Origin of the sequence: Variovorax sp. Varisp85, assembly GCF_047304045.1 — a bacterium.
Classification (GTDB): domain Bacteria; phylum Pseudomonadota; class Gammaproteobacteria; order Burkholderiales; family Burkholderiaceae_C; genus Variovorax.
Window position 1 is genome coordinate 15917 of the sequence record NZ_JBGLYN010000084.1, and the last position, 11880, is coordinate 27796.

General features: G+C 62.9%; 7 protein-coding genes, 1 tRNA gene and 1 pseudogene. 7 read left to right on the top strand and 2 right to left on the bottom strand.

The annotated features are described in order from the left end of the window. The first annotated feature begins 161 nt into the window (after positions 1–161). The 7 genes from ACCC97_RS25350 to ACCC97_RS25380 all read left to right on the top strand — a co-directional run bounded on the left by ACCC97_RS25350 (position 162) and on the right by ACCC97_RS25380 (position 10395). A tRNA-Gly gene (locus ACCC97_RS25350) sits at positions 162–235 on the top strand. A gap of 172 nt (positions 236–407) precedes the next feature. Beyond that, positions 408–1634: a tyrosine-type recombinase/integrase gene (locus ACCC97_RS25355; RefSeq protein WP_413335700.1), complete on the top strand. Its 1227-nt coding sequence runs from the start codon at positions 408–410 to the stop codon at positions 1632–1634. A gap of 532 nt (positions 1635–2166) precedes the next feature. Further along, on the top strand, positions 2167–5952 hold the full coding sequence (locus ACCC97_RS25360; protein ID WP_413335701.1) for an ATP-binding protein: 3786 nt from the start codon (positions 2167–2169) through the stop codon (positions 5950–5952). Beyond that, positions 5949–6587, top strand: coding sequence for a condensin complex protein MksE (locus tag ACCC97_RS25365; protein ID WP_413335703.1), 639 nt, complete (start codon positions 5949–5951; stop codon positions 6585–6587). The genes ACCC97_RS25360 and ACCC97_RS25365 overlap by 4 nt, the downstream gene beginning before the upstream one ends. Continuing rightward, positions 6584–7948: a hypothetical protein gene (locus ACCC97_RS25370; protein ID WP_413335705.1), complete on the top strand. Its 1365-nt coding sequence runs from the start codon at positions 6584–6586 to the stop codon at positions 7946–7948. Before ACCC97_RS25365 ends, ACCC97_RS25370 begins: the two co-directional genes overlap by 4 nt. Next, complete coding sequence (locus ACCC97_RS25375; protein ID WP_413335707.1) at positions 7945–8757, top strand: hypothetical protein; 813 nt, start codon at positions 7945–7947, stop codon at positions 8755–8757. The genes ACCC97_RS25370 and ACCC97_RS25375 overlap by 4 nt, the downstream gene beginning before the upstream one ends. A gap of 201 nt (positions 8758–8958) precedes the next feature. Then, a complete protein-coding gene (locus tag ACCC97_RS25380; protein ID WP_413335709.1) occupies positions 8959–10395 on the top strand; it encodes an IS1182 family transposase in 1437 nt (478 codons plus the stop codon). 195 nt (positions 10396–10590) lie between these two features. On the opposite strand, the pseudogene ACCC97_RS25385 reads toward ACCC97_RS25380, so the two are convergent. Further along, positions 10591–10746, bottom strand: a pseudogene (locus ACCC97_RS25385) (integrase); the annotation flags it as partial. 666 nt (positions 10747–11412) lie between these two features. After that, the coding region (locus ACCC97_RS25390) for a hypothetical protein (RefSeq protein WP_413335711.1) at positions 11413–11880 on the bottom strand (468 nt) is incomplete at its 5' end.

An 11880-nucleotide genomic window follows, 5' to 3' on the forward strand; every position in this document is an offset into this window, starting at 1 on the left:
GGCGCTCAAACATCACCGGAACGGGTGATAGCCAAATCACTGACGCAGGGCAGCTGAGTTGGCGATTGCAGTGTTCGTTCGTACTCATTTGCTCCAGAAGATCGGAGTGGACAACCACCCTCGGGCTGCACTCAGGAGTGCCAGTAGAATCCGTGCCTGCCGCGGGTGTAGTTCAATGGCAGAACGGCAGCTTCCCAAGCTTCATACGAGGGTTCGATTCCCTTCACCCGCTCCAGTTGACGTTCCGAGGTATTCCTAGGGGATCCAAAAATCTCTTGAAAATCAAGGGGTTACGGTTAAGAGGGTCTGAGGGAAGCCTACATAATCCAAACGAAGCCAACGCTTCCACGGGGCACGGCACGGGGAACATCGGTATATTTGGCTCAGACCCAAAGCCTTGTTCCCCTATGCTCACAGAACTCGCCTGCAAAAACGCTTCGTGCCCCTCTGACAAGAAGCGCGCGCGCCTCAGTGATAGCGGCAATCTCTACCTAGAAGTCGCGTCCAACGAATCCAAGCGCTGGTTTTGGAAGTACACGGTTGGTGGCAAGGAGAAGCGGCTCGCGATTGGCAGCTACCCCGCGGTCAAGCTCAAAGATGCGCGAGCGGCTCGTGATGACGCGCGCAAAGTGCTGCAAACCGGTGCAGACCCCACCCAGCGCCGCCGCCTAGACAAGGCAAAGGTCCGCGCGACCGCAGTGACAACCTACGAGAAGGTCGCTCGTGAATTTCACGCGCTCAAGCAGCGAGAGTGGAGCGAGGCGCACAGCACCAAGTGGTTGCGCCTGCAAGAGAGCAATCTTTTTCCCTGGATTGGGGGATTGCCTTTGGGCGAGATCACCGCAAACGTCTTGTTGGAGCCACTGCGCCGAGTCGAGGGAAAGGGGTTGAATGAGACGGCGGTTTCCCTGCGCCAGTACGCCGGACAAGTCTTTCGGTATGGCATCGCGACGGGGCGCTGTGAAGATGATCCGGCCACCAAGCTGCGGGGAGCGTTGGGAGCGGTGATCGTAAAAAACATGGCTGCCGTGCTTGATCCCCAGAAGGCGGGCGATCTCATGCGCGCGATTGACGGCTATCGTGGACTGCCCGCAACAAGAGAGGCGCTGCTCTTGTCCGCTCTACTTTTTCAGCGGCCCGGCAACATCCGCGCGATGGAATGGAGTTGGGTCGACTTCAGTGGCAGCCAGGTCGTCATACCGGCAGCATCGATGAAAAGGACGAAGCAGGCAAAGCTCAATGGCGAGCCTCACCTCGTTCCCCTGGCCCCTCAAGCGGTTGATTCGTTGAAGCGTATGAAAGTCCTGACCGGACATGGGCGCTACGTTTTCCCCAGCTTGCTTACCGGCGAGAGGCCGATGTCGGACAACACGGTTAATACCGCGCTGCGACGGATGGGGTTCGATAACACGGAAATGACTGCGCATGGTTTTCGCGCGATGGCGAGAACGATCATGGTGGATCAGCTTCGCGTCAATCCTGAGGTGATTGAAGAGCAGCTGGCGCACGGCAAAAGCGGGCCTTTGGGGACCGCGTACAACCGGACCCAGTTGAAGGAGCAGCGCCGCGAAATGATGGTGCTCTGGGCGAATTACTTGGATCAGCTTCGTCTGAGCAAGCCTGTTCTCTCTTGAGGGCTCGCGTTTGCGAAAAACACGGTGCTGATATCACGCAATGCCTCGCTTCTTCTCGTGAAGCTTGCAAAGAGGCTGAGGCTGTACCAGCACTCCGCGAGCGACGCCCGCTGAAGTCCTGCAACTTGAGCGCGCGCAGTTGGGCGAGGGTGCCGTTGTTGAGCATCACGAAGCTCGCTGATGCCTGGCTGCCGCCGCCCCGAATCCTTCATCCGTGGCCTGACCAGCGCTTTGCCGTCACTCACCCAAGGTAGGAGCCGTATGCTCGAATCGGGCACGTACGGATCTGTGCGGGGGGCGTCCAGTAATGGGCGTCCCTACCGTAATCCTGGACTGGTTGCGGTCAGGCGCAGTGTCAAAGCGTGAGGACTGCTTCGCGCCCGATTGCAGACCGAGTTGACCAGCAATCATCTACTGCCCTTTGCAGGGATTGACGAATACCGCCAATTCTGCTTTCTTTGCCAATTGCATGCGAGTGGCGTTTGATGCCCGTGGCTTTCAGCTACTCTAGCGGCCGAAAACGGACCCTTCCATGCCCCATCGCCTTCGCAAAGTCTTCGCCGTCAATATTCGCAATGCGAGCACGAACGCTGCTTCGCAGCAGATCGCGCTGCTCGATCTCCGCGCCCACACGATGGCAATCGGCGAAAACGGCGTTGGCAAGTCCAGCTTCATGCGGCTGATTCCTCTCTTCTATGGGGCAAGCCCCGAGCGCATCCTGCGGGGCACCCAGAAACACCACCTGATCGGCTACACGCTGCCCGGCCCGAGCAGCGCAGTCGCGTTCGAATACGAGCGGGAGACGGAAGATGACCTGCGCCTGGCCGTCATGTTCGCCAAGCCAGGGGCCGAGCGGCCCGAGTTCATGATCGTCGAGGGCGGCTACAAGGAGAGCTACTTCGTCGATGAGAACGGTGACTTCGTGGACCGCGACCGCTTCAAGGATCGCCTCGAGGCCATGAACATCGAGGTTTCGCCGCGGTTCGAGCTGCACGAGTACCGCAGCGTCATCCTCTACGAGCATCGTCTCACGAAGGAGGCGCGCAGCCTCCGCCCCTGGGCCGCCCGGCATTCTCTGGGGCCGTCCAGCCTGTTCGGCCTGGATCTGATTGCCGTGGCCATGACTTCCGAGAAGATCACATTCCGCGACCTGCAGAACCTGGTGCTTGAGCGGCTGAACGACTCGGCCTTTGAAGGCGCCCGCAACTCCAACGCGCGGCAGCTACGCAAGGACCGCAAGGACGTCGACAGCTGGCTGGCCAACGTGAAGCATGCCCAGGAAGTGCTCAACGACACGGCGCGCAAGAAGGTCATCGAAGAGCAGGCCAGGAAGGTCGGGCAGATCGCCCTTGATCTGGGGTCGCTGCGCGCCGCCTGCGACCTGAGCATCGATCGCCGCGTCGCCACGCTTGATCAACTGGACCTCGAGCTCGGCAAGCTCACCGTCGCGATGCACGATCTAGAGCAATCCGCCGCCGAGGACGCCGCAACGCACGCCAGGGCGGTCAGCGAGTCCAAAACCCAGCTCGCAAGCGCCACAGCCGCTGTGGAGGAGATCCAGGGACAAGATCGGCACTTCACTTCCATCGGCATCAAGAGCATGGTGGCGGAGCACACCCTGCAGGGCCAGTACACCCATGACAAGCAGGTGGCCACCACCGAGCGCAACAGCCTGACCGAGCGCGCGAACGATGCGCAGCAGGCCCTGCAGGTGACGCTGGCCAACCTCGAAAAGGACCTTCAGACCCGAAAAGGACAGATCCAGACCCAGCGCGAGACCGCCACCCGTGAGTGCGAGGCACAGGTCGCCGCGGTGGAGGAGGAGCGAAACGGCGTGATTGCCGAGCTCGACTCGACACCGGCGGCGCCCCGCCTGGTCGAGATCGAAGAGTTGATTGCACAACACCGGGGCGACATCGGATCCCACGAGACGCTGGCCCGCGTGGCTGAGGCGCCCGAGGAAGCCCAAGAGCACCTTGCCGGCGCCGAGGCGTCGCTGGCGCAGGCCAACCAGGTTCTGTCGGAGCGCAAGCAGCATGTGGAGCGCACACGCCTCGAGGTGAAGTCGGGCGACGGGCTACAGACACAAACCCTGCAGACCCTGAACCAGGCGGAAGCTCAGTTGGCAGACGCGGCTGCTCACCACGAGGTCCTGCAGGCGCAACTCAACCCGCCAGCGGGAAGCGTCCTCGCAACGCTGCGCTCACAGCCGACCGCGCTGTGGACCGGCGCGGCCAAGGTGCTCGATCCCGAGCGGTTGCTGCGCACCGACCTGACCGCGCGCTTCGAGGATGGCGCCTTCCGCGTGGCCGAGTTGACGCAGCAGGAGGGGCCGGACGCCCAGCACAGCGAGGAGATCAACGTCGGGTCTCTGCGGTTGAACGTAGCGCCGATCGAGTTGCCCCAGTGGGCAACGCAGGACGGCGCGCGTGCCCGCATCGCAGCGTCGGCCGCCAACCTGGAAAGCATCCGAGCCCGGCACCAGGAGGCTCACACCGCGGCCAAGAAGGCGCAGGCCGATCTGGATGCCGCCCGCAAGGCGCTCCAGACTGGCGAGCATGAGCTCAATCGCGCTACGACGAATCAGGTCGACACAGCAGAGGCGGTGGTTCGCGCTAAAAAGCACGTCGCACTCGAGTTGGAGCGCGTGCGCAAGGGCCACGCTGATGAGGCAGCCAAGCTTCGCTTGGCCGTGTCAGCGCTCACCAAGGAATTCAACACGCTGACGAAGGACGAGCAGGCGCGCCGCGGCTCTGTGCTGCGCCAGTTCGATGAGCGGATCAACAAGCTCAGGACCCAGCGCGACGATGCACTCGCGCAGCTCACCCGGGAAGCTGGCGCTGCGGACACCGGCGCCAAGGAACAGCGTGCCAAAGCCAAGGAGGCGCATGACCGGGTTCTGGAGGGCCTGGGCGTAGATCCGGCCAAGGTGCAAACGCTTGACGAGCGAATTGGCGTCCTGGACGCCAAGCTCGTCGCCATCGCGCAGAACGCACACAACGTGGCGGCCTGGCGCAAGTTCGAGCTGGAGCTGCTGCCGCTCAGGCCCGAGCGAGAAGCTCGGGCAGAGGAGCTTCGCCGGCGCGCCGAAGCCGCGGCCGATGAGAAAACCAAGTTCGAGAAGGGCTTGATGGAGCAGCGTACGGCGCTCACGAGCGCCGAGGCGAAGGCGCGCTTTTCCCGAAATGCCACCCAGGAGGAACTGGACAACCTTCGGCGCCTGCGCAAGCAACAACTCGCGCCGTACCGGTTGCAGGGGCCGGCGCACGTGGGGGACGACTCCTACTACACCCTCAGCACCACCACCAAGACCCGTCTGGACATGCTCGGGACTGCGACCCAGCGTCTGGAAAGCGTCACGCGCGACCTGTGCTCGCGGATGCGCGAGCGACAAAGCTCGATCTCACAGTGGCTGGACGGCGTCCAGGCCGCCCACAACGCACTCGTGCAGCAGCGTGAGCAAGACGGCCTGGGAGATGCCTACCTGCCGCATGAGCGGGCGGTCGACTGGGGCCGGGCCGTCTGCGATTGGTTCGAGCCGCTCACGCACCGGCAGTATCACATTGCCCTGCGCCACGAGATGGACGGCTATTTCGCCGCGGCAGAGTCCTTCGTCAACCACATCGCCAACTTCGAGTCGCGGGTGGACGAGCTCAACCGACTGTTCCAGCGCGCACTGGACCAGGCGACCGGGTTCAAGCGGTTCAACAACCTGCAGATCAAGATCTCTTCGAGCGCCACCTCGAGCCCGGCGCTCAAGGCGCTGAGGGAGATGCGGGACGTGAGCCTCTCGCGCCTGAGCTCCCACCGCACGGCGCTTGCAGCAAATACGCAGCTGCCCTCCGAAGCGGAAGTCGTCCTCGTTCGCTCCTTCCGCGATCAGATCCCCGACACCGGTACGTTGAGTGTCGATCTTGACGAGCACGTGCGCTTGGCGTTCGAGCTCGAGGAGATGGGCAGGCACATCAAGATCGACAACGACCGGTCGATGCAGGGCCTGTCGTCCACGGGCTTGACGGTGCTGATCACCATGATGTTCCTGCTCGGGTTCCTGGGCATCGTTCGCGGGCCGCGCTCGCCGGTGGGCATGACCTGGGTGCTCGACGAGGTGGGGCGCGTCAGCCCCAGCAACATGCTGCAGTACCTGGATGCGCTCACGCACCAGAACGTCACGGCCGTGTGCGCGGCGCCAAGCATCGACCCGGCGCTGGGAGCCCTCTTCGCCAGCGCGCATCTCTTTGAGGACGATGGCTCGCTCGTCAAGGCAAATGCTGACGACGAGGAGATTGACCTGGAAGCTGAGGGGACCGTGCAATGAGCAAGCTGGCAAGCACTCTAAAATCCCTGCTGGCGGGCGAGTTCATCTGCCCCGTCGCTTATCCGGCCAGCTACGACATGTTGATCGAGGAAGAGCACCGCGCGGCCGCCGAGGCCTGGGTGGGGCAGCTGGGCTTGCGCCTGGTGCGTCTGAGCGAGGAGGGCGCCTTCTTCCTGGCGCCTGAGGTGGCCGATGCCGAAGCGCGCTCGGCTGTCCGTGACTCGCTGCGCAATGTGCGCGCAACGCTCTCGCCAGTCGTTCCCGTGCTGGAGGCCATTCGGCAAGCCCAAGGACAGGACGCGCACCTGCAGCCGGGGCTCACGCTCTGGGAGTCCGAGCTGGCCGAGCGCGTGCGTCTCACGCCGGCGCTCGAGCAGCAGGTGATGGAGCTGGCGCTGTCGGGCCTACGCCTGGACGCGAGCAGCAACGACCGGATGTCGCGCATGCTGGAGTTCCTGGTCAAGGAGCGCTATGCCGTGCCCGTGCCGAACGACAGCCGTGGCTACAAGCTCACCGGCAAGATCGAGTTCCTATACGCCGTGCTCGATGTGATCGCGGAGAACACCGAACTGATCAGCGACGCCTCGGTGGTGGACCAGGAGCAGATGCGCTTGCCGGAAGCTGCCAAAGAATGAGCAATCCCAATCGGAGTTCGCCGCTCAAGCCGGTCTTCGCGGCCCTCAGCCGGCACGTCGACGTGGTGGAGGTGGCGCTGCGGGAGCTTGTGGGCGTGGACGGAGAGGTCGCGGCCACCGACCCGCCCATCCGCACGTTGCGTGAGTTCAACGTCCTTCGCCCCGCCGGCGAGCGCGGATACCGGCTCCATAGCCGCCTACGCGAGTTCGCCAACGATGTCCTGCAGATCCATCCGGCCTACCAAAGCCTCACGGGCATCGGTCAGCTGGTCGAGCAGATCCCGATGGTCTGGAACGAGCTGGATGATCTGCGCGCCGCCGGCGACTTCAAGCAGGCCGACGAGGCAGCCGGGCAGATCGAACAGGATGCCTTCGACATCTCGGACATGGTGGAGCGCAACCTGCGCCTGCTGGGTCTCCTTCTGAGCACGCGCTTCGGCAACGTCACGTCGCTCGCCGCCAAGAGCAGCCAGAACCGCTACTACCAGCGCCAGAGCGAGCTCATGAGCAACGACCTCGCGCGCCTGAGCCGCGCGGTGCAGCGCGTAGAGGGCGAGGCGCGCGAGCGCGGGCTGCAGGCCCTGGCCGCCATGCTGCGCAACACGATCCAGGGGCAGCTGCCCCGGTGGACGCAGACGCTTTCGCAATACCAGAGCCAGATCCGGCGCGAGCTCTTCAGCATGCGCGAGATCGAGCGCAAGAACGTGCTGCTCGCGCGCACGGCGATGCTGCTGCGCCAGAACCCCGCCTGGCGAGGGATCGAAGAGCCGGCCCTGTCCGAGGACCTGCCGGTCTTTCTGCTTTCCAAACCCTTCATCGGCGCCCCCGTCCCGCCGCTGCGCATCCACATGGATCCGCAGGACGACGATCGCAGCATGAAGGAACTCATGCGCGACGAGGTGCATTCGCTCCCGAAGGCGCCGGTGGCAGCGCCGCCGGCGGAGAAGGCGCCGCGCATCAAGCGCGCGGTCCCCAAGCTTGCGAGCAATTCCCCCGAGACGCCTGCGATGCGATCTCTCGCGCGCCTGGCGGCTGCGGCGATCGCACATGCCGAGACCGAAGGGGTCAAGTCCTTGTCGGTGATGGATTGGCGGGCCGGCGACGCGGCGGCCCGCTTGATGGCGCCAGCGCTCTGGCTCGCTTTCGCGGCGTCGGCATTGCGCCCGTACAAGTTCCGGGTGGTGCTGGTTGCCGATCCTGCTGCACCAGGTGAGCGGTTTCGCCACACCTTCAGCGACGCGTTGGTGGCGCCCACGCCGGACGCTATCGTGCTCTTCAAGCGTACGCTCGGGCGCCAGGTCGGGCAAGCCCAACGCCAGTCGCCGCCGGCGGCTCCTGTCGATGCGATCCCAGCTCCATGACGCCCGCCCACTACTCCTTCATGCGAAACCTGGTGGCCAACCGGTCGCCCAAGCTGAGCTCCGCGATTGCCAAGGAAATGGCGGACACGCAGGATCTAGGACGGGTTCGCGGGCGCGCGGTCCTCTACGAGGAAGCGGATTTCATCAAGGCCGAGACGAAGTTGCGCAACGCCGGGTACTCGATCGAGGCGCCAGCAGTCGGGCGGCAACGCTCCGACGCTAACGATGCCGGCTCCGAGAAAGCCTTTGCGGCGCCGGTGACCGAAGGTCTGGTCGCGGTGGTTGCGATCGGGGTGCCCGGCATTGCCACCCCCGAAGGCAGTTTCCTCGCCATGAAGTGGCGCGACGCATTGGCGTTGCCCTACGAGGTGCTGGTGGTGTGCGAGAACCTGGAGTCAATGCAGCGGGTTCATCGCTATGCGTGGCTGCAGCCCTACCTCCTTGAAGGCGGGAGACGGAGAAGGGCGCTCGTTCTTTTCCGCGGCGCGCCCGACTGGTTCCGGATAGGTCCGGCCAGCCGCCTGGTCGCCGGCGACACACGACCCGTTCTCGGACTCTTCGACTTCGATCCGCAGGGGCTTTTGATGGCCGCTGGGCTACCGCGTCGCGAGGCGCTTTGCTTGCCGCCCTGGGAGCAGCTGGAAGCCCTGGTGATCGATCGAAAGCGTCATGACCTCTATGCGGCGCAGGAGGCGGGGTGTCGGGTGCAGCTGGATGCCTGCGCCGACCAAGACGTCGCCACGGCCTGGGCCCGTATGCGCTTGCTGACCCGCGGCCTCAACCAGGAAGCTTTTCCGGAAAGCGACTGACGGCCGTGCGCCGGAGGGATCCTTGGCCGGTTCGACTTGGTCAAGAAGCCTTGAATCCACTACCGTCACCGAGGCATGCTCGTCGTCGAATTCGACGGCGAGCAAAGGGACTTCTGCTTAAGACTGAGGCTGTGTGAAAACGCATTGAATCCGTGAATACCGTCGCCTAGATTGAGACAACGCCACGAACTGGGTTGCCACATGAAGCGATTCATCGAGCCAGGGGATCGAAGCCAGATCACGCTGCTGCCAGAGTGCCTTGACGACTACATCTCAGAAGAGAACCCCATCCGCGTAGTCGATGTCTTTGTCGATGAACTCAAGCTCTATCAGCTCGGCTTTGAAGGTGCGGAACCTGCGGCCACCGGGCGGCCGTCGTACCACCCCTCAGTGCTGTTGAAGATCTACATCTACGGCTATCTGAACCAAGTGCAATCCAGTCGACGCCTGGAGCGCGAGGCACAGCGCAATGTGGAGTTGATGTGGCTGACCGGGCGCCTGGCCCCTGATTTCAAGACCATCGCGGACTTCCGCAAAGATCATGGTGACGCCATTCGTCTGGTGTGCCGAGAGTTCGTTCTTTTGTGCCGTCGGCTCAAGCTATTTGCCGACGGCGTCATCGCCGTGGACGGAAGCAAGTTCAAGGGCGTCAACAACCGCGACAAGAACTTCAACGAGCACAAGCTCCAGGTGCGGATGCAGCAGCTCGAGCAGAGCATCGGCCGATACCTTGCCGAACTTGATCGAGCTGACCGAGATCCAGCGATGGTTCTCCCCGAGCGTGTTGCGCGCCTCCAGGAAAAGGTAGCCAAGATCAAAGGACAGATGCGTGAAATCTCTGCCATCGAGCGGCAGCTTCAGTCCACACAAGAGCGACAGATCTCGCTGACCGATCCGGATGCTCGCTCGATGGCGACCAGCCGACTTGGCTCAGCAGTCGTAGGCTACAACGTCCAGGCCGCGGTCGATGCAAAACACCACATGATCGTCGCCCATGAGGTGACCAACGCAGTAACCGATCGAGGCCAACTGGCCGCCATCTCCAAGGCGGCTCAAGAGGCCATCGAACACCCCAAACCAATCGTGCTGGCGGATCGAGGCTACTTCGAAGGCTACGGGATTCTGGAGTGCGAACGTGCGGGCATTGCGACACTTGTCCCGAAGCCCTTGACGTCCAACAGCAAGTTCGAGGGCAGATTCGACAAGCGAGACTTCGTCTATGACAAGCGACGGGATGTGTACCGGTGTCCGGCGGGCGAGATCGCAATCTACCGCTTCACCGCCATTGAGGACGGCAAGGCGTTGCACAAATACTGGACATCAAACTGTGGCGGCTGTCACTTGAAGCCGCAGTGCACCCCGGCGCCAGCCAGGCGCATCAGTCGATGGGAGTACGAGGAGGTCCTGGAAAAGGTCCAGGCACGTCTAGATGCTGCGCCCGAGGCCTCAAAGTTCAGGCAACGAACGATCGAACACGTGTTCGGCACCCTGAAAGCGTGGATGGGGGCCACGCACTTCCTGACGAAGACCTTGCCGAACGTGAAAACCGAGATGAATCTGCAGGTTCTGGCCTACAACCTCAAGCGAGCAATCAAGATCCTCGGCACAAGTACCCTGATTGCAGAGATGAAGTCGTAGGAGCCGACTCGCGTCTTGTAGAGACGGCCGAGAATTCCGGTAGGAACTGAGTCCGCCGGCCCAACGGATCTTGCGCGCCCCATCAATGCAGCTGTTTCCACACAGCCTCGACTGGGTGCAGCCGCTCAGATTTCGAGCCCGAATGACTGCTGGCCTCGGAAGCAGTCAGTCGTTGGTTGTCAGTGACTATGGGCTTCAGATCTCGGTCGGCTCTGAAATGTCCAGCGCGTCGTCGACCTCAATGCCGAGATATCTCACGGTGGATTCGAGTTTCGAGTGGCCGAGAAGTAGTTGAACCGCGCGCAGGTCCTTCGTGCGCCGATAGATCAGGGTCGCCTCGGTGCGTCGCAATCGTGCTTCGTCGAACTCAGCACGCACAGCGGCACCCACCTGGATGTGCCCCGGACATTGCCGGATCGGCTTCGGGGATTGCACGGCGACAGTTCGCGCGGCGAAGCCACTCTTTGCCTGAGCAGATCTTGGATCGGCGGATGCCTGCAGACTTTCATCCGCAGGGCTGGTAGTCACTTCCTCCACAGCGGTCGGTGCTGTCTGGTTCGGGAGCGTCTGCTCCTGGCCGAACGAGGAGGTCTAGTTTCGGTCAACGACAGTCCGTTTCCGCTGGCGGATTCAACCGGTCGATGCAACACACTAACCACCGCCTAGGCGGGGGGGACTATGACAAAGAAGAGCGTGGGACGAACTTTGTTAAGCACGATGGAGCGCGGATTGAGGACGGCAAGCGGCCGGTCGCGATGCGGTCAGGATGCCATTGTCCGACTCAATGGTGGCTGTCGTTTCCGCTGGCGGGACGAGGGCGGGCCCAAGGGCGCTTGCCGCCGCAAGGTCTGCTTGTGTAGCGGCAAACTCCACAGCCTCCATGACCGTGGCGTAGCCGCTTTGGCCTGACACTCGGCGGTTGATGCATGGAGGCGGGCGTCTCGGAAAACCTCGAGCAGAGACTGGCGTTTGACTGGCAAGGCCCACATCTCTGCCGGGATCGGCCGGCGGCGGATGCTAAGAAGCGCGTTTGCCTGAGAGGGCAGCACAAAGAAACCCAGTCAAATTACGCATCAATTCATCGCTGCGCGCTGCGTCGGCCATGCCCTTTGATAGCGCGGCAAGACGATTGTCAGCGGTAGTGTCGGTGACTGCGAGAACTACCGTTCCGACCATCAGTGTGTAGCGCCAGATCCACTCGGACCTTGGCACATGTGGATCCGCGCGGCATAGCGCGTCGATGAACTCCAGTGCGAACGGGTCTAGGTACTGGCTATAGACGCGCTTGGTCATCTCGCTCGGCTGCAGCCTGTGCTGCAGGATGAATCGCGCGAACAGTTGGCCGTTCTGCGTCGGCTCAATGTAGGGGCGCACGAAGCATTCGATGAGCGCCTCCAGGCGCACTGGCTTGTCCGCGCCGAAGTAGAACTGAGCCACCGCGCCGCTTGAATCGTGAGCCAGGGGTGGAAGCCGACGCAGCAATGG

Bases quoted from the DNA above. Each gene is read 5' to 3' on its own strand.
- ACCC97_RS25355 (WP_413335700.1), top strand. From the start codon at position 408: ATGCTCACAGAACTCGCCTGCAAAAACGCTTCGTGCCCCTCTGACAAG.
- ACCC97_RS25360 (WP_413335701.1), top strand. From the start codon at position 2,167: ATGCCCCATCGCCTTCGCAAAGTCTTCGCCGTCAATATTCGCAATGCG.
- ACCC97_RS25365 (WP_413335703.1), top strand. From the start codon at position 5,949: ATGAGCAAGCTGGCAAGCACTCTAAAATCCCTGCTGGCGGGCGAGTTC.
- ACCC97_RS25370 (WP_413335705.1), top strand. From the start codon at position 6,584: ATGAGCAATCCCAATCGGAGTTCGCCGCTCAAGCCGGTCTTCGCGGCC.
- ACCC97_RS25375 (WP_413335707.1), top strand. From the start codon at position 7,945: ATGACGCCCGCCCACTACTCCTTCATGCGAAACCTGGTGGCCAACCGG.
- ACCC97_RS25380 (WP_413335709.1), top strand. From the start codon at position 8,959: ATGAAGCGATTCATCGAGCCAGGGGATCGAAGCCAGATCACGCTGCTG.